Annotated in this window: 18 protein-coding genes; 5 read left to right on the forward strand and 13 right to left on the reverse strand. The window is 64.8% G+C overall.

Annotated features, from left to right (window positions below; translation table 11 throughout):
- Positions 1-13 precede the first annotated feature (13 nt).
- A complete protein-coding gene (locus AC0X69_RS15370) occupies positions 14-1,048 on the forward strand; it encodes a hydantoinase/oxoprolinase family protein (RefSeq protein ID WP_482608646.1) in 1,035 nt (344 codons plus the stop codon).
- 19 nt (positions 1,049-1,067) lie between these two features.
- Here the strand turns inward: AC0X69_RS15370 and AC0X69_RS15375 are convergent, their stop codons facing one another.
- The 6 genes from AC0X69_RS15375 to AC0X69_RS15400 form a co-directional block, all read right to left on the reverse strand.
- Positions 1,068-1,646, reverse strand: a complete 579-nt coding sequence (locus AC0X69_RS15375) for a DUF447 domain-containing protein (protein WP_482608647.1) — start codon at positions 1,644-1,646, stop codon at positions 1,068-1,070.
- Positions 1,630-3,051: a DUF6513 domain-containing protein gene (locus AC0X69_RS15380; protein WP_482608648.1), complete on the reverse strand. Its 1,422-nt coding sequence runs from the start codon at positions 3,049-3,051 to the stop codon at positions 1,630-1,632. The genes AC0X69_RS15375 and AC0X69_RS15380 overlap by 17 nt, the downstream gene beginning before the upstream one ends.
- Before the next feature lie 12 nt (positions 3,052-3,063).
- A complete protein-coding gene (locus tag AC0X69_RS15385; protein ID WP_482608649.1) occupies positions 3,064-3,621 on the reverse strand; it encodes a flavoprotein in 558 nt (185 codons plus the stop codon).
- Complete coding sequence (locus AC0X69_RS15390; protein ID WP_482608650.1) at positions 3,621-4,259, reverse strand: amino acid kinase family protein; 639 nt, start codon at positions 4,257-4,259, stop codon at positions 3,621-3,623. Before AC0X69_RS15390 ends, AC0X69_RS15385 begins: the two co-directional genes overlap by 1 nt.
- Positions 4,246-5,391 (reverse strand): (5-formylfuran-3-yl)methyl phosphate synthase, encoded by a 1,146-nt coding sequence (locus tag AC0X69_RS15395; protein WP_482608651.1) that lies wholly within the window; start codon positions 5,389-5,391, stop codon positions 4,246-4,248. The genes AC0X69_RS15390 and AC0X69_RS15395 overlap by 14 nt, the downstream gene beginning before the upstream one ends.
- 108 nt (positions 5,392-5,499) lie before the next feature.
- The gene (locus AC0X69_RS15400; RefSeq protein ID WP_482608652.1) at positions 5,500-6,468 is read right to left on the reverse strand and encodes a hypothetical protein; all 969 of its coding nucleotides are present in this window, start codon (positions 6,466-6,468) and stop codon (positions 5,500-5,502) included.
- A gap of 282 nt (positions 6,469-6,750) precedes the next feature.
- On the opposite strand from AC0X69_RS15400, the gene AC0X69_RS15405 reads away from it, so the two are divergent.
- Positions 6,751-7,164, forward strand: a complete 414-nt coding sequence (locus AC0X69_RS15405; RefSeq protein ID WP_482608653.1) for a hypothetical protein — start codon at positions 6,751-6,753, stop codon at positions 7,162-7,164.
- Positions 7,165-7,223: 59 nt separating this feature from the next.
- Here the strand turns inward: AC0X69_RS15405 and AC0X69_RS15410 are convergent, their stop codons facing one another.
- From AC0X69_RS15410 to AC0X69_RS15425, 4 genes are all read right to left on the reverse strand, one after another.
- Positions 7,224-8,540: a bifunctional folylpolyglutamate synthase/dihydrofolate synthase gene (locus tag AC0X69_RS15410; RefSeq protein WP_482608654.1), complete on the reverse strand. Its 1,317-nt coding sequence runs from the start codon at positions 8,538-8,540 to the stop codon at positions 7,224-7,226.
- Between the two features lie 21 nt (positions 8,541-8,561).
- Complete coding sequence (gene accD, locus AC0X69_RS15415) at positions 8,562-9,428, reverse strand: acetyl-CoA carboxylase, carboxyltransferase subunit beta (protein WP_482608655.1); 867 nt, start codon at positions 9,426-9,428, stop codon at positions 8,562-8,564.
- Complete coding sequence (gene trpA / locus AC0X69_RS15420) at positions 9,425-10,291, reverse strand: tryptophan synthase subunit alpha (RefSeq protein WP_482608656.1); 867 nt, start codon at positions 10,289-10,291, stop codon at positions 9,425-9,427. The genes accD and trpA overlap by 4 nt, the downstream gene beginning before the upstream one ends.
- A 150-nt stretch (positions 10,292-10,441) precedes the next feature.
- Positions 10,442-12,376, reverse strand: coding sequence for a potassium transporter Kup (locus tag AC0X69_RS15425; protein WP_482608657.1), 1,935 nt, complete (start codon positions 12,374-12,376; stop codon positions 10,442-10,444).
- A 313-nt stretch (positions 12,377-12,689) separates the two neighbouring features.
- Between AC0X69_RS15425 and AC0X69_RS15430 the strand changes: the two genes are divergently transcribed.
- Both AC0X69_RS15430 and AC0X69_RS15435 read left to right on the forward strand, forming a co-directional pair.
- Entirely contained in the window at positions 12,690-13,487 is a 798-nt protein-coding gene (locus tag AC0X69_RS15430) for a dienelactone hydrolase family protein (RefSeq protein ID WP_482608658.1), read from the forward strand.
- 169 nt (positions 13,488-13,656) lie between these two features.
- Complete coding sequence (locus AC0X69_RS15435) at positions 13,657-14,766, forward strand: helix-turn-helix transcriptional regulator (RefSeq protein ID WP_482608659.1); 1,110 nt, start codon at positions 13,657-13,659, stop codon at positions 14,764-14,766.
- 94 nt (positions 14,767-14,860) lie between these two features.
- Here the strand turns inward: AC0X69_RS15435 and AC0X69_RS15440 are convergent, their stop codons facing one another.
- Positions 14,861-15,670, reverse strand: coding sequence for a cyclase family protein (locus AC0X69_RS15440; protein WP_482608660.1), 810 nt, complete (start codon positions 15,668-15,670; stop codon positions 14,861-14,863).
- Positions 15,671-15,707: 37 nt separating this feature from the next.
- Positions 15,708-15,866: a DUF1674 domain-containing protein gene (locus tag AC0X69_RS15445; protein ID WP_482613415.1), complete on the reverse strand. Its 159-nt coding sequence runs from the start codon at positions 15,864-15,866 to the stop codon at positions 15,708-15,710.
- A gap of 127 nt (positions 15,867-15,993) precedes the next feature.
- Here AC0X69_RS15445 and AC0X69_RS15450 point away from each other — a divergent pair, with 127 nt between their 5' ends.
- Complete coding sequence (locus AC0X69_RS15450) at positions 15,994-17,424, forward strand: RsmB/NOP family class I SAM-dependent RNA methyltransferase (RefSeq protein WP_482608661.1); 1,431 nt, start codon at positions 15,994-15,996, stop codon at positions 17,422-17,424.
- On the opposite strand, the gene AC0X69_RS15455 is transcribed toward AC0X69_RS15450, so the two are convergent.
- Positions 17,421-17,930, reverse strand: a complete 510-nt coding sequence (locus AC0X69_RS15455; RefSeq protein WP_482608662.1) for an RNA pyrophosphohydrolase — start codon at positions 17,928-17,930, stop codon at positions 17,421-17,423. The genes AC0X69_RS15450 and AC0X69_RS15455 overlap by 4 nt on opposite strands.
- Positions 17,931-17,968 lie beyond the last annotated feature (38 nt).

Below are 17,968 nucleotides of genomic sequence, written 5' to 3' on the forward strand. Positions count from 1 at the left end.
TTGGGAGACGCGCGTGCCCGCGGTGATCGGCTGGGATATCGGCGGCGCGCATGTGAAGGCCGCGCGGGCGGATAACGGCCGCTTGACGGCTGTCGTCCAGATCGCCTGCGCGCCCCACGAAAGCGTTGCGAGCCTGGAGCAGGCGCTTCACGACGCGCGTGCGGCAATCGGCGAGGCTGAGCGCCATCGCGTCACGATGACGGCGGAGCTCTCCGACGCCTTCGAGAGCAGGGCGCGAGGAGTCGCTGCGGTCGCCTCAATCGCCGCGCGCGAGATCGGCGCTCCTGACATTATGTTCTACGCTGGCGAGCGCGGCTTCATCGCGCGTGACGACGTCGGCGCGAATGTCGAAGCCGTCGCTTCCGCCAATTGGCGCGCCTCGGCCGAACTCGTTGCGAGTCATTGCGCCGATGCGCTGTTCGTCGACATCGGCTCGACGACGACAGATCTGACGCCGATTTGCGGCGGTCGGGTGGCCGCGCTTGGCGCGAGCGACGCCGAACGCCTCGCCTGTGGCGAACTCGCCTACGCGGGCTTTTCGCGCGGCGCGCCTCAGGCCTATGCGCCTCGCGCGCCGGTCGCCGGACGATGGACGCCGCTCGTCAACGAAGCCTTCGCGTCAATGGCGGACGTGCGACGCGTGCTCGGCGATCTCGCCGAAGGCGAAACAGACGCCGATCTTTCGCCGACGGCGGACGGACGACCGAAGACGGTCGCGGCCTCGCGCGCGCGACTGGCGCGCCTTGCCGGGCGCGACGCCGCCGAACTGAGCGAAGCTCAGTGGCGCGCCTTTGCTGAATATTTGGCGCGCGCGCAACGACGCGTCATCGAAGACCAGATTGCGTTGATTCAATCGCGCGGCGCGCTCGCCTTCGAGGCGCCGATCGTCGGCGCCGGCGTCGGCCGCAAGCTTGCGGCGCGTACGCAGGGGCGGACATTCGTCGATTTTGCCGAGCTGATCGCGGCGTCGCCGGCTTTGGCCGATCGAGCGGCGAATTGCGCCCCGGCGGCGGCGCTGGCGCTGCTGCCAGACTCGAGGCCCGCTTAACCCAGTGTCGCTGTCGCGCCTATTGGGCCGCGTCGACCTTGGCGTGCTGATGCGCGTCGATTTTCGCTTTCACCATGTCCCAGGCTTCGCGCTCGGCCTCGCCGGCGGTCTTGTCGATGGCGATCTGCAGATAGGCGAGCTCGCTCTCGATTTTGTCGGGCGGCAGCATGTCGAGCCGCGTCGCGAGTATCGCCGCTTCAAGCACGGCGGCGCGCGCCCGATTCATGCCGAGAAAAGCGCGATGCGATTCAATGCGCTTCACCCTGCAGAAGAAGCGCGGCCGCAGTTCATGCTCCTCGACGCGAGCGACGACGAGTTCGGCGTGCGCCAGCGCGGCGGAAAGGCGCGGCGCCGGCCAGCCCTCGATATCGGTGAGCGGCCAGGTGCGGCGTCCCGTGACGAGGCCGGCAAAGATGCGCGCATCGTCGGTGAAGTTCGCCGTCAGTCTGGGATTATGCGTGAGATTGAACAGGGTCGAAGAAGGGCGAAACGGCGCGGCGATCCAGAAGCCGTCTTCCTCGATCAATCCGAGCGGCGCGATATGCGGGCGACCTTCCGGCGACAGCGTCGTGACGACGCATTCATGTATCAGAGGCATCTTTCGCAGGTCCCTGGCCCGCCTTGCGCATGGTGTGGCCCATTTCCTTGAAGCGGGTCGCATCCTCTGCGTCGATGTCCGTCGCGACGCCAAAGGCGAGAGGCTCGTCCTGACGATAGCGCTTGCCGAGCTTGTAGGCGATCTCGGCTTTCATCAATTCCGCGCCAAGGTAAAAGGCGTGGGCGCCGTCATGTTCGACGGCAAGATGCGGAAAGAGCGCCATTGCGTCGGCCGCGACATGGTGGAAACCCTTGGCGTAGATGTGCACGCCGTCCCGGGTCGTCTCTATGCGGAAATTAGCATCCCGCAGTTCGCGTGCAAGCTCGGCGATCTCTTCCGGCGTTGCGGCGTAAGGCTTGCGGTCGTGAATCTGCAGCAGCGCGTCGCTATAGCCTTTCGGCAGAGCGCGGTCTGCGCGCGCCGCAAACATCAGCCTTCTCGCGGCGTCGTGCTCCTGCAGAGTCCGCCGCGTGTGCGGCGAAACCTGCACGGTGAGCAGATGGCGGATATCGAGTTCGGAACATATGCCGAGCATCGCCGCGGTGACGCCAGCCGAGTCGGCGTCGGTCAGTTCCGTGAGATTGCCGGTGCCCATCATGATCTCGGCCTCGGGCTCGCGCGCGCGCAGCTCGACGTAGCGCGCGATCGACGCGGCGAAACCGAAATGAATCGGATCGAGAATAGGATCAAGTATGGCGCTGATGCATCGGTCCCGCGCGCGCCGCGCCGCGCGCTGCAGCGAGTCGAGATCGCCATGCGGCCGCGGCGTCAGGATTGGAACGATGGGCGAATTGTCGGGAAGGATCGACAGTGTTTCTTCGTCGAGGCTCAAGAGGTGATCGACGCCGGCTTTCGCGGCGCGTTCAAGCTCCGCGACGTTCGCCGAGTCGACGCTCACCTTCAGGCCGTCGGCCTTGAGCGCCGCGACCGTTTCCTCGAGATGATTGAAAGGCGTGTCCGGCAGACAGCCGAGATCGATGACGTCGGCGCCGCCGGCGACGAGTTCACGCGCTTTAACCATGATCTCCGCGACGCTCATCTTTGACGCGTCGACGATCTCGGCGAAGATCTGCATGTCGTAGCGGGAGAGATCGGGCGCCGCGCCGCCGCGTCCGAGATAGGCTGGAAGATCGGCGATCTCCTCCGGCCCGCGTTCGAAGGCCACGCCGAAATCGTCGGTCAGCGCGTCGAGATTGGCGCGACAGCGCCCCGGCAATATGACGCGGTCGGCTTGCACGGGCCGCGGCAGCCGCCGCTGAATGATCTCTTGCGTCATCAGCGCCGCGACCTTCACGCCGATGTCGTGGATGCGCCAGTTCCCCGCCGCTTCGCCGAAGCTCGCCACCATGCGCTCCAACCGCGGCAAAGCGAGATGGCCGGTGAGGAACAGCAGGCGCTCGCTCATAGGGAGCTTTCGTTAGGGTTGCGGCTCGACTTCGCGCCGACGGCGCTCCACCGCCTCCTGCAGCGCCGCGAGACTCTCGACGACCTGCGTCGCTTCGAAGGATTTGAGCGCGTCGGTGTTCTGCAGATCGATGCGGCGCGGATAGACCATCACCATGCCCTTTGGCGCGCGCGTTTCGAGTTCGGGCGCGGTGTCGCAGGCGAAGACGATCGTCGGCACGCGGCATTTGCCGGCCTGTGCGAAGACATTGGTCGCGAGATTGTCCGAGATGCCGGCGACGCACTTCGCCACGGTGTTCGACGTCGCCGGCGCGAGCACCAGCGTGTGGTAGAAATTGTAATAGAAGTTGCCGACCGGCGCCGCGCTCGCCGTCGTGTCCTTGAAGATGCGCACCGTCTCGGGCAGCGAAAGATCGTGCTTATACATGCGCACGACTTCAGCCGCCGCCTTGCTGACGAAGAGGTCGACGTGATCGAGCGTGCGAATCATGTCGAGGCATTCGGTGAAGAAATGCCCGGATCCGGTGAGCGCCCAACCCCAGCGCGGCGTGACTACTTTCTTCTTGGTCATCAGGCGGACTTCCGCGTTGGAAAAGTTACGATGGCTGAGCCCGACGGAACGCCTTCGGCGAGGAGCGCGCCGGCGTGCGGGAGAGTTGAGGGACCGGCGATGAAGAGCGGCGTCTCACCGAGATAATCCGGAAGCGCCGGATCCACAACGCCCTCGCGCACAATCTCGCGCAGCGCGGCGCCGTCGCTGACGTCGACGCTCTTGATCAACAGCAGCCCGCGTGCGCCCGTTTTTCGGGCGAGCCACGCGGCGAGGCTGTCGGAGGTGACCTCCCAGGACGGCGCGATATCTTTAGCGGCGGCGACCATGCCGCTCGGGCGCCACAGCGCGATGCGTCTTCGCGCCTGCGCCGCCTGGATCGCTTCGACGGAGCCCGCGAGCTCCAACGCTTGCTCTCGGCTCGCCAGCGCCAGGGCATATTGCTCCATAGCCAGAACCGCCATGGCGTGCGCCGCGCTGTCGTCGTAGCGCATCACCGGCTGCGCGGCGCGCACCGCGTCTGCGAAGGGTCCGCCGCCAGGAACGATGGTCAGCGGCCGGAGCCAGCGCTTGAGCGCTGAGAGCCACCCGTCGAGCGCCGGCGAGGCATGCAGACTCCCGCCGAGTTTGACGACGAGGGGCGCGCTACTTGACGGCATCGATGCGCAGCGGCGCCGGCTGCAGGCGACGCGCCTCCTCATGGGCGCGCGCGCGGCGAATCTTCACCCCGACCGCGCCCGGCGCGACGTCGAGCTTTTCAACCTGCACGGTGACGGCGCGCACGCGCTCATGGAGCAGCACGCTCTCCGCGAGACGCTCGGCGATGGTTTCGACAAGCTCGATATGGCCGCCGGCGAGAATCATTTTTATCGCGTCCATGATCACGTCGTAGGAAAAGATCGAACGCATGTCGTCGGAGCCGTTGACGCGCGTCACGTCGGCTTCGACGTTGAAACGCACGCGCTGCGTGTGGCCGTGTTCATGAGCGTAAGCGCCGATTTCGACCGGCGCGACATAATCCTTCAGAAACACGCAATCGGTGTCGTTCGCGCCGGGGGGTTCGATATAGCCGCGGCCGAGGAACGACCAGTGGGCGTGAAAGGCGGCTTGCGCGTCTCGCGCGGAAGGGATCAGGTCGCGAATGAGCGCCGTGGCGCGCGCGTCGATCGCGGCGCGGCGGTCGCCATGCGCGCAGAGCGCCCCGCGAAAGCCGAGCACGTCCGCCCCGGTGACGAGCAGACGGGGCACGTCGGGAGGCTCCAGGGCGCCGGCCAGGCCGGAGGCTAGTCCGAGATTGCTGCAGCGCGCGACGAATTCGGACAGCGCGCCGACGCTCATATAGTCAAGCAGCCGGCCTTTGCCCTTATGCGCGGTGTCGAGCATCGCGCCATGAAAGCCGGCGCCGGCCAGCGGCTCGAGGATGTCGAATTCCGGACCGAGATCGGCGAAGAGCACGGCCACGAGCCTGGTTTTCGCGGTCAGCGGCGCCAGCGCGTCGATGATCTCGACGGCGTCGGGCGTCGCTGGCAGGGCGAATTTCACATAGTCCGCGCCTGCGGCGACGATCTCTTCGAAGTCGCGCAGCGCATGCGCAACGTCGTGCGGCAGCTCCACGACGGCGCTCACCGGCCGACGGCCGTCGGCGAAGGCGACGATCTCGGCGACCGCATCCAGCGGCAGCGCGCCGAGCGCGCCGCGCGACGGCGCCTTGCAGTCGATGATGTCGGCGCCGCGCGCCAAAGCGATCTCCGCCTCTTCGCGGGAGAGGACGCTCGCCAACATCAGGGTCATGGATTCGCTCTCGTTGGGGTATCAACCCACTTAGATCGAACCGAACACTTCTGCCAAGCCCGTTTTGACCTCGTTAGCGGGTTTAAGAAAAAACCAGCAGCGCTACGCTTAAGCGACCTCGTCCGCTGCCGTTTCAACTACCGGCAATAATCCCGCCAAGTAAAGAATCACTTCCGCCCTTTGCACAGAATGATGGAATGGCTCACTGTCGAGCCCATCCAAAACAGTGCGCAAGAAGTCGGTTGGCGCGTGGGCAGAACCTATCAACTTCGGCGAGACTCCCATCCCAGTCAGAATGACTTGGCCGTCGTCCAACGACACGTACGGATAAAGCGGAGTGTCGAGAGAAAAATTGCGCTTCTCGAATTGCTCCCAGCTGTTGCGGATCAACAAGTGGTTCAGGAGCGCAACGTGTAGTGCGATCCCCAGGAACCGATGGCGTTTATGAGGCTTATCGGGCGGCGCCTTAAAAGTCTGCGGAGCGATCGCATTGACCATCGATTCGGTGAGGAGCAGCTCGTGGAGGAAACTCACTCTGCGTGCGCGGCCCATCCTGGCCACCGCAAGCGCGGCGACAAATCGCGCGGCGTCATGATCTGCTAGGAGGTCGAATTGCCCGAGAAGGTCTCTTGGACCTACTAATTTAACCTTTTGGACGTCTGCGAATCGGCTCAAACCCTGCTCAATGTGCAGGGCCTCGTGCACAGCGTATACTTCGACGGCGCGGAACAGCATCGCCTCGGCCTCGAGATCGCTGGCGCCGGGGAACAGTTTCTTCAACATCTTGTCCAGTGCAATAATTGCACCTTTATCTAGGGTAATGAGTCCGTGCCTCTGGTCCGGGAGAAATGCGCCGTTTGATGTGACGGAGCCGATGCGGAAGCCTTGAGGATATCTGTTCAAGACCTTGACCAATTTGGTGTCTATGTCAGGCACCAATCTCCGGACGGTCGAATGAAATTCGTGCAAGTCGACAAGAAAGTGGTCGAGGACGAGCTGAGCACTTTCTAAAAGTGGCGCCTCATCTCCGGTAGAGGGATGAGGCGCGTTCGAATTATCCTCTTCGCCAGCGCTCAAGATCCGCCCTCCCCTCAGTCCCATAGATTCCCGGCGCTTCTGCGCGCAGGGGAAATCTTTTTCCCGCGCCCTAGATGTTATTGCAACAAAAATTGCTCCCGGGGGTCTGCCGCGGAATGCTGATAAGGGGCATTTACCAAATTTCAAGAGAAAATGGCAATTTTTTTTACAAATATGTGGGAAAGGGTATTGAAGATGTCACCATTTGTGTATCATGTGACTTGTACGCTTATTGTGGCCAGTGTGGTACCTCAATGAGCATTCGAAAAAAGCGGGGAAGCGATGAATGAATCCAGCCTGTACATGTCGAAGAGCGCCGACTCTACAGCTGTGGTTGACACCAATGGCGCTGAGGGTGTCGATCCGAAAGATTGGCGGTTGAAGTCGATGGATGTCGAGACCATCCAGGCGGCCCGACGCGCTGCTCGGAAAAACGGCCTTAGGCTTGGATCTTGGGTAGCTCGAGCAATCAACCAAGCCGCTATGTATGATCTTAGCGGTACGGTAGTATCTGCTGGCTCCGAGATTCAAAGCCTTAAGGAAATACAAGATCGCTTGTCTCGGTTGGAAGCTCGAGTCGAGGGCAATGGCAAACTGACCGAGCAAGCGCTACAAGATGTAAAAAACGATATTAGAACAATGACCTTTAGCCTTTTGCAACAGTTACAAAAGTCTCAGTTAGATAAAGCCATCTAATGTATTGAGGGGAGCTCCACGGAGCTCCCCTCGGATAAATCAGATATATCTGGTGGTGCTTAGTCGACAACCGACCCATTCGCGGCCAGCACCGAGGCGGCGAGATAGAGCGAACCGGCGATGAGCACGCGCGGCGGCGCGTCGAAGCTGCGCGTCGAGAGGAGCGCCAACGCTTCCTCGACGCCGCCGGCGGCGGCGCCGGGCATGCCTTCCGCTTTGGCCAGGCTCGCGACTTCCTCGGGCGGCCAGCTCTTATGTTCGCCCTCGACCGGCACGGCGACGACCTCGCGCGCCAGCCCCACGAAATGCTTGAGCAGCGCGCGAATGTCCTTCGTCGTCTGCGCGCCGCAGATGAGCGCCAGCGGGCGCGGCGCCTTGTCGTGAAACTCGGCCATCGCCTCGGCGAGCACCCGGCCGCCGTCCTCATTATGGCCGCCGTCGAGCCACACCTCGGCGCCCGGGGGCGCGAGATCGACGATGCGCCCCCGCGTGAGCCGCTGCAGCCGGGCAGGCCATTCGGCGCGCGTCAGCCCGGCTTCGATCGCCGATGTCGGCACCTCTGGCGCGACCGCGCGCAGGGCGGCGATGGCGCCGGCGGCGTTTTCATGCTGGTGGCGTCCGGCAAGCCGCGGCAGCGGGAGATCAAGAAGTCCGCGCTCATCCTCGTAAACGAGGCGCCCGTTCTCGTGGACTATGTGAAAGTCCCGGCCGGCGACGATGAGCGGCGCGCCGACGCGCCGCGCTTCTCGCTCGAGCGTCCGCGACACGGGCTCCGACTGGAAGGCGATGATCGCCGGCGCCCCGCGTTTCAATATCCCGGCCTTCTCATGGGCGATCTTTTCGACCGTATCCCCAAGGAATTCCAAATGGTCGAGGGAGATCGAGGTGATGATGGCGCATTTGGGATCGGCGATGACGTTGGTCGCGTCGTAGCGTCCGCCGAGACCCGTCTCCAGCAGCAGCCAGTCGGCCGGCGCTTCGGCGAACAGCGTGAAGGCGGCCGCCGTGGTGATCTCGAAGAAGGTGATCGGTTGGCCCGCGTTCGCCTGTTCGCAACGCTCGAGCGCCGCGTTCAGGCGTTCGTCGTCGACGAGCTTTCCGCCGCCCTCGGCGCCAAGGCGAATCCGTTCGTTGAAGCGAAGAAGGTGGGGGGACGTGTAGACATGCACGCGCTTGCCGGCGGCTTCGAGCATCGCCCGGAGAAAGGCGATGGTCGAGCCTTTGCCGTTGGTGCCCGCGACGTGAATGATCGGCGGCAGCCTGAGGTCCGGGCGGCCGAGCGCTGCGAGCAGCCGCTCGGTGCGCCCAAGCGACAGATCGATCTTCTTTGGGTGGAGCGTGAGCAGTCGCGACAGGATCGCGTCATGCTGATCCATAGCGGCTGCGCCTCGCGACGGTCAGGCGGCGGCGCGTCGCGGCGGCGACTTGGTCAGCAGCCCGCACAGGCGCGCCAGCGTCTCGCGCATTTCCTGTCGCGGCACCACCATGTCCACCATGCCGTGATCGCGCAAATATTCGGCGCGCTGAAAGCCTTCGGGGAGCTTCTCGCGGATCGTCTGCTCGATGACGCGGGCGCCGGCGAATCCGATGATCGCGCCGGGCTCGGCGATCTGCACGTCGCCGAGCATAGCGTAGGAGGCGGTGACGCCGCCCGTCGTCGGATTGGTCAGCACGACCATATAGGGCAGGCGCGCCTCGCGCAGGCGCTGCACGGCGATGGTCGTGCGCGGCATCTGCATGAGCGAGAACATGCCCTCCTGCATGCGTGCGCCGCCGGAGGCGGTGAAGATCACGAAGGGCGAGCGCTTGGCGAGCGCATGTTCGCAGCCGGCGATGATCGCTTCGCCCGCCGCCATGCCGAGCGAACCGCCCAGGAATTCGAAGTCCTGAACGGCGACCGTGACGGGCGCCCCTTCGAGGTTTCCGAAGGCGAGCGTCACGGCGTCAGCCATGCCGGTTTTGGTTCGATATTCCTTCAGCTTGTCGACGTAGCGCTTGATGTCGCGGAACTTCAGCGGGTCGAGCGGCGCTTCCGGCGTCGGCAGCAGTTCGCACTCGCCATTGTCGAAAAGGCTGGCGAGCCGCGTCTCGACCGGGCAGCGCATGTGATAGCCCGAGCCGGGAACGACGAAGAGATTGGCTTCAATGTCCTTGTGGAAGACCAGCTGGCCGCTCTCGGGACATTTGACCCAGAGATTTTCGGGCGCCTCGCGCTTGATCAGCGCCTTGATCTTCGGGGGGACGACGTTCGAATACCAGTTCATGACACGAGCCTCGTCAGCCAACTCATCACGCCGCCCTTCGGCCTGGCGTCCTTGACGCCATCGGCGATCGACGCGACAAGCCCCGTCACCGCGGCGACGCTTGAGGGCGCGGCGCGGCCTTCGGCGTCGAGCGAGGCCCTGAGCGCTTCCACCAGCGCGGTGCCGACGACGACGCCATCGGCGTTGCGAGCGATCTCGGCGGCGTTCTCCGCATTTTTGACGCCGAAGCCGACGGCGATCGGCAGCTCGGTATGCCGCTTGATGCGCGCGACCGCCTGGCTTACGCCGGCATAGTCCGCGAGCGCCGCGCCGGTGATGCCGGTAAGCGACACATAGTAAACGAAGCCGCTCGTATTTTCGAGCACCTTGGGAAGCCGCTTGTCGTCGGTCGTCGGCGTCGCGAGGCGAATGAAGTTCAGGCCGGCGCTCCGGGAGGGAATGCAGAGTTCGGCGTCTTCTTCCGGCGGCAGGTCCACGACGATGAGGCCATCGACGCCGGCGCTATGGGCGTCGCGCAGGAAGGCGTCGACGCCATAGACGTAAATCGGATTGTAGTAGCCCATCAGAACGATTGGCGTGACGTCGTCTCCGGCGCGGAAGTCCGCCACGAGCTTCAAGGTCTTCTTGAGCGTCGTCCCCGCCTTCAGCGCCCGCAGGCCGGCCGCCTGAATCGCCGGCCCGTCCGCCATCGGGTCGGTGAAAGGCATGCCGACTTCGATCACGTCCGCGCCCGCGGCGGGCAGGCCTTTCAAGATGTCGAGCGACGTCGCCAGATCCGGGTCGCCCGCCATCACGAAGGTCACGAGAGCGGCGCGCCCTTCCTTCTTGAGGGCGGCGAAGCGATCATCGATGCGGGTGGGCATAAGCGACGGACGTCCTTCGTAAGGCGGCGTGGTTGTTAAAAAAAGCCCGATGCGACGGGGAGCCGCCGAGGCGTTCGGCTCTCGCGCGAGCCCTGCGGGCCGCCGTTGCTTAGGCCCTGGGCGCCGTCCCGTCCACTGTTTTCGCGCGCGCTAAATCGTCACCTGCGCGCCCAATTCGACGACGCGGTCAGAGGGGATCGAAAAGAAGTCCGTCGCGTTGGCGGCCTGGCGGGTGAGCGCGACGTAGAGCTTGTCCTGCCAGGTCGGCATTTCGGATGAGGGACTCTCCTTGATCGAACGGCGGCCGAGGAAGAAACTCGTGGTCATGATGTCGTATTTAAAGCCGGCCTTGCGCATGGCGGCGAGCGCCGCGGGAACGCGGGGGCTCTCCATGAAGCCGTAGTGGAGCGTGGCGCGGTAGAAATCGTCCGCGAGCCTTTCTATTTCGAAGCGTTTTTCCGGCATGACGCGCGGCCGGTCCTCGGTCTTCACGCAGATCACCAGTACGCGCTCGTGCAGAACCTTGTTGTGCTTGAGATTGTGCATCAGCGCCGTTGGCGCGACAGCCGGATCGCTCGTCAGAAAGACCGCCGTACCCGGCACGCGCGTCGGCTTCGACTTCTGCAGCATGGCGATGAGCTCCATCATCGGGATGGAGTCGCGATGGGTTTTCTCGGCGAGAAGGCGCGTGCCGCGCGTCCATGTCCACATGATGATCATGACGCAGCCGCCGAGCGCGAGCGGCACCCAGCCGCCATCCTTCACCTTCATGAGATTGGCGGCGAGAAAAGCGAATTCGACGACGAGGAACGAGGCGGCGAAGAGGATCGACACGAACAGCGGCCAGCCCCATTTCCGCCAGGCGACGATAAACAGGAGCGACGTCGAAAGCACCATGGTGCCGGTGACCGCGATGCCATAGGCGGAAGCCAGCGCCGACGAGCTTCTAAAGGCGATGACGAGCAGCAGCACGCCGACGAGCAGCAGCCGGTTGATGCGGCCGATGTAGATCTGACCCTCCTGAAACGCCGACGTATGCGTCACCTCCAGGCGAGGAATGAGGCCGAGCTGAATCGCCTGCCGGGACAGCGAGAAAGCTCCGGTGATGACCGCTTGCGCCGCAATCGTCGTCGCCAGCGTCGAAAGGATCACGAGCGGGAGCAGCGCCCAGTCCGGCGCCAGCAGGAAGAACGGGTTGCCCACGGCTTCCGGGCGCGACAGCACGAGCGCGCCCTGGCCAAGATAGTTGAGCAGCAGCGCCGGCAACACGAACCCCAGCCAGGCCGTCCTGATCGGGCCGCGGCCGAAATGACCCATGTCGGCGTAAAGCGCCTCGACGCCGGTGACCGCCAGGAACACCGAGCCCAGAACGACGAATCCAAGCCAGCCGTGCGTCACCAGAAAAGTGATGCCCTGCCGAGGGTCAAAACTGCGCAGCACTTGCGGCGCTTCCGGAATATGAATCGCGCCCAGCACGCCAATGCTTAGGAAAAAGGTGATCATGATGGGGCCGAAGAAAGCCGCCACCCGCGCCGTTCCGTGACTTTGCACCCAGAACAGCGTGACGAGAATGAAGATGGTGATCGGAAGAACGAATTCGTTGAAACGGTGCGTGACGAGCTCCAGCCCTTCGATCGCCGACATCACCGAAATGGCCGGCGTGATGATCGCCTCGCCGGCGAAGAGCGCCGCGCCCCCAACGCCAACGAGAAAGGCGAATTGCGTGCGCCGCCCCATGGCGGTCTGCGCTAGCGCCATCAGCGACAGGATGCCGCCCTCGCCCCGGTTGTCCGCCCGCAGGACGAAGATGACGTATTTGATCGTGACGGTGAAAATCAGCGCGAAAATGAGCAGCGAGATCGCCCCGATGACGGACTCCTCCGTCAGCGCGTCGTGCTCCACCTGATGGGCGAGCGACTCGCGCAGAGCGTAGAGAGGGCTCGTGCCGATGTCGCCATAGACGACGCCGATCGACCCGATGATCAGACCGACGAGCCCACCCTTTGTGCGCTCGTCTCCGTGATGCCCATGAGCTTGCGTTGCCTCCCCGCCGGGGACGGGACCGGCGCCGGATTGCTGCGTCATGGGACGTTTCCTTTGATGGGACCGGCCGCGTTTCGTAACGCTCTCGGAAGAGGGCGTTCGCCCAGGGCGAGATCGAGGACGAACAAGGGCTTCCTCTCCTTCGGCGGGGGCCGCCGAGCACGGTGCGGCGATATACGCGCTTTCGCGGGCAATGAGAAGCCGCTGTTGCGGCGCAAGATTGGCGCCCGGACTTCGGCGTGGGGACGCCTTCCCGATCGGTCTTTGGGAGAAACCCGAACGGCGTCCAGTGGCCGGCTGGACAAAGCGCGTCCTTTTCATAGCTAATTGCCGTTCTCAGCTCGCAGGAGGCCTCGTGACGCCGCCGCCAAACAATCCGGGTAAGTTCGCCCATGCCGCCGGCGCGCCTTCGGCAGGCGCCATCGTCACTGACGAGACGGGGCTCGAGGCGGGCACGACGACGCTGCCGGGCGGCGCGCCGGCCTATCTGGCGCGCCCGCTGGCGGGGGGCAATTTCCCCATCATTCTGGTGGCGCAGGAAATCTTCGGGCTGCACGAGCATATCCGCGACGTCGTGCGGCGCTTTGCGAAGCTCGGCTTTATCGCCATCGCGCCCGACTTCCTCATTCGCTACGGCGACCCGCAACAGGCGCCGGACATCGACGCGATCCGCGCCATCGTCGCCAAAGTTCCCGACGCCGAGACGATGGCGGCGTTCGATGAGGCGCTCGCTTGCGCCGCCAGCAGAGGGGGAGATCCCGCGCGCGCGGCGATCACCGGGTTTTGCTGGGGCGGGCGCATCGCCTGGCTCTACGCCGTTCACAATCCCCGGCTCCTCGCCTGCGTGCCGTGGTACGGCCGGCTCGACGGGCCGCACACGCCGGAGCAGCCGCAATGGCCGATCGACGTCGCTGCTGAGCTGAAAACGCCGACGTTGGGCCTCTATGGCGGCGCCGATCCGAGCATTCCGACCGAACTGATAGAGACCATGCGCGAGCGCCTGAAGATGGCGCAGGCGCCCGCCGAGATCGTCGTCTATGACGGCGCGCCGCATGCGTTCTTCGCCGATTATCGAGACAGCTATCGCGCGGAGGCGGCGACGGACGCCTGGGGTACGGCGCTATCCTTCTTGCGCGCGAAGGGCGTTGAGTAACGCCGCGCCCGGACGAGCATGTAGCGTCGTTTAACCGCAGATGTGCTGGCGTAATCGCCGCGCGATTCCAGCATCGTCTCGTTTGAAAACTTACTATTCTGATTTAGAGTGCTCGCAGGCGGTTCGCTTACGCCCGGGTAAGACAGCTTTCCTTTCAAAGAACATTTTTATGAATATTGAACGACTCATTGATGATATTTATGGCGCCGCCGCATGCCCCGACCTCTGGCCAGAGGTGATGTATGACCTTGCTCGATTAGTTGACGGCGCAGGCGGATTTGTCGCCGTTGGAAATGTAAACGCCTGGCTGGGTTGGCGGTATTCCGCCGGAATGGAGGCCGCCGGCGCATTTGTGGCTTCGGAAGCCGTGACGCGGACGCAAGCGACGGCGCGCCTCCTGGCCGCCGACAGGGCCGGCTTTGTCGCCGATCACGAGGCGTTCTCCGAGGAAGAGTATCTCGCGGATGCGATGGTGGCCGAGTGCCTGAGGCCTGCGGGGCTGCATCACAGCACCGCGACGGCGATCAAGGCGCCGACCGGCGACTTGGTGGTCGTTCAGATCGCCCGCCGTGTTGGTCTGTCTCAATTTAGCGCCGAAGACATCAGGCGTCTTGACGCGCTGCGCCCCCATCTCGCCCGAGCCGGGATGCTCGCGGCAAGGTGGCGGCTGGAGCGGCTGCGAGCGGTCGCCGACGCGCTCGCCATGATCGGTCTGCCGGCCGCCATTCTCGATTCGCAGGGAAAAGTGCTGGCGACCAATGCGCTTCTCCAAGCATTGAAGTCGCATCTCGCGTGGCTGCCAAAAGACCGTATTGCGCTCGTCGACCCATCGGCCAATGCGCTGCTGACCCGCGCGATCGCGGAGATTTCCAATTCTGCGGCGACATCGGTCCGCTCATTTCCGTCCAAGCCGGCGGCCGAAAGTCCCGTCGTCGTTCATCTGATTCCCGCCACGGGCCGGTCTCGAGATATTTTCGAAGGCGGGTTTGGCGTGCTGGCGTTCACCCCGGTAGCCGCTCCCTCGACGCCGGACATTGCGCTCGTCAGAGGGCTGTTCGACCTGACCGCGGCCGAGGCGCGAGTGGCGAGCGGGGTGGCGGAGGGCCTGACCCCCGACCAGATCGCCCGTCGCGACGGAACCTCACGTGAAACGGTGCGCTATCAGCTCAAGACGGTCTTCGCAAAGACGGGCGTCAGCCGCCAGTCGCAACTTGCGTCCCTGCTCGCGGCGCATGCGCGCATCCCTCACAAGTTTCCTGGTTCTCATCAGGAGTCGTAACGAGAAAATCTTTCCTCACCGCGGCGCCCGTCTTCGCGCGCAGCGCCGTGAGGCGAGGAGCCTCTCACTGCAGCGACATACGCACAGAATGGATTTACCGCGGCGTGAGCGCGATGATGCGCGCGGGGCCACCCGAGCCTTTTTCGATCTTCATCGGCAGGGCGACGACGATCGCGCCTGTCGGCGGCAGCTGATCGAGGTTGGTCAGGTTCTCGAGCCCGCCGATATTGGCGGCGCCGATGATCCTGTGCACCAGGAAATCCTGCGACGGTCCGTTGTCGACGCTCGCCGTGTCCACGCCGATGAAATTCGGACGGCGCTCTTTCGCCAGCCATGCGGCGGCTTCGGGGCCGAACGACGGGAAATGGAGATGCGTGGCGTCGCCGGGCGTGTCGTCGCCGAGATACGCCTTCTTGTCCGGCCAGCGCGCGCTCCATCCGGTGCGCAGCAGCACGATGGCTTTGTCGGGAATGCGGCCGTGCGCGGCCTCCCAGGCGGCGATGTCCTCGACGCTCAGCATATAGTCCGGATTCGCCTCGGCCTTGGCGGCGACATCGATGACGATCGCCGGAGCGACCAAGCGCTCGGCGGGAATATCGGTGCTCGTCCAGCCGCGTTCGGCGAAATGCATCGGCGCGTCGAGATGCGTGCCGCCGTGCTCTGGTGAACAAAAGGCCTGCGCGAAATAGAAGAAGCCGGCCTTGGTCGGTCCCTTGTGCAGCACTCTCAGCTCAAATCCCGACGGCGAGGTCGGCCAATAGATGGTTTCGGCGTTAAAGGCGTGGCTGAGGTCGACGACCCTGCTCGAAGCGAGATCGACGCTCTGCGCCTGGGCCCATTCGGGTCGTGCGCCGGAGAGCGTCAGGCACAGAAACAGGCCGCAGAATATGCTTGGTCTCTTCATAATGGACGCTCCAAAAACCGGCTTTCGCGCCACGGATTTAAAAATCGCTAGCGATTCCTTTGACTTCCCAGTCGCCATAGCGCGCCGGGTCGGGTCCGCCGCGGCCTCCGAGTTCTTCGGGCGCCGCCCGACGCTGCTCGGCCTCGCGGCGGCGCGCCTCCGCTTCCGCCAACGCGCGCTGCGCCGCCGGCGGCATTTGCGCGCGCCGCTCCGTCGAATTCCGTTGGTCTTCCGCCTTCGACACCGCCGATCCTTTGTGCATTCCTCGCGCCCGAGACGCCTCTTGTGCTATGATTCGGCTCGGTCGCGGAGGGAGAAGCCGATTGGCGAACAGCGACAGTAGATCATTTTCCGCCCGGACCAAATCGGCGCGCGCGCCTGCGCGTCAAGGCGCGCGGCAGGGCTTCGTCCCCGCCGAAGCGGCGCGTGAAGCTGAAGCGGCGAAGATTCCCGGTCTGCCGGCGCGACTCGCCGCCGCCAACATCATCGGCGACATCGTGCAGGGCGGTCATCGGCTCGATGAATGTTTCGCGGCGAACGCCGTGCCCTCGCGCCTCTCCGGTCTCGACGCCCGGGACGTGTCGCTCACGCGCTCGATCGTCACGGTCGCATTGCGGCGGCTCGGCGTCATCCGCCACGCGCTCGGCGAACTCCTCGAAAAAGGACTGCCGCGCCAGGCTGCGCGACTCGAGTTCTCGCTGATCGCGGCCGCGGCGCAAATCCTGTTTCTCGAGGCCGCCGACCACGCCGCCGTCGACCTCGCCGTTCGCGCGGCGCGCCTTGAACCCAAGACCGCGGGCTTTGGCGGGCTTGTCAACGGCGTGCTGCGCAATCTCGTGCGCCGTCGCGAGGAATTCCTGGACATCGCCGCAAGCGGCGAGCATGACGCGCCGCCGTGGCTGGCGCAGCGGTGGCGCAAGCGTTACGGCGAAGAAGCAGGGCGCGCGATCGCGGCGATGCATATGCTCGAGCCGCCTCTCGACGTCTCGGTGAAGGACGATCCGCAGGGATGGGCGGAGCGGCTCGACGGCGTCGTGATGCCGACCGGCTCCGTGCGGCTGCGCAGCCGCGCGCCGGTCAGCGAGCTGCCAGGCTATGACGAAGGGGAGTGGTGGGTGCAGGACGCAGCCGCCGCTCTGCCGGCGCGGCTACTCGCGGCGCGGCCGGACGAGCGCGTGCTGGACATGTGCGCCGCGCCTGGCGGCAAGACAGCGCAGATGGCGCTCGCCCGCGCGCATGTGGTCGCGCTAGACCGTTCGGCGGAGCGCCTGAAGCTGCTGGCGGCCAATCTGGCGCGGCTGCATTTGCACGCCGATGTGGCGGTCGGCGACGCGGCCGCCTATCAGGCCCAGCCCTTCGACGCGATTCTGATCGACGCCCCCTGTTCAGCGACGGGAACGATCCGGCGTCACCCCGACGTTCCCTGGACCAAGAAGCCGGGAGACATCGAAACCCTCGCAAGCCTGCAGACGAAGCTGCTCAATCGCGCGGCGCTGCTGACGCGCGCCGGCGGGCGCATCGTCTATTGCACCTGCTCCCTCGAGCCGGAAGAGGGCGAGCAGCAGATCGCCGCGTTTTTGCGCCGCAATCCGGATTTCCGCCGGATGCCAGTCGATCCGGAAGAGGGAATCCCCGAGGAATTCATCAACGGCGACGGCGATCTGCGCACCTTGCCGCATTACTGGCGGAACGAAGATCCGCGGCTTGCCGGGATCGACGGTTTCTTCGCCGCGCGGCTGCTGCGGTCGGCTTAAGCCTGCGCCTCGGCGAGCGGCGCAAATTCCTTCACCACCTGCTCGTAAACGGTCCGCTTGAAGGGGACGATGAGTTCCGGCAGCGCAGTGAGCTTTTCCCAGCGCCAGGCGTCGAATTCCGGCTTATGGACGCCGCCGCCGGGCGCATGAATGTCGATCTCGTCCTCATGGCCGGTGAAACGCAGCGCGAACCACCGCTGAGTCTGGCCGATATATCTGCCGCTCCACCGATTGTTGGAGTCCTTGGGCAGATCATAGCAAAGCCAGTCAGAGGCCTCGGCCAGGAGGGCCACGCTCGACACGTTGGTCTCTTCATAGAGTTCGCGCAGCGCCGCCTCATAGGGCGTCTCGCCCTCGTCGATGCCGCCCTGCGGCATCTGCCAGAGATAGGGGGGGCGGGTCCGGTCATGGGCGCCCTTGGCGCGCCGCCGGCCGATAAAGGCGAGGCCCTGCGCGTTCAGCAGCAGCACACCGACGCAGGGCCGATAGAGTCCCCGTCCGCTCATCGCCGCGTCTCGCGGCAAGGGAAGCGTCTGCGCGCCTC

The sequence above is a fragment of the Methylocystis sp. Uni0008 genome, assembly GCF_056838045.1.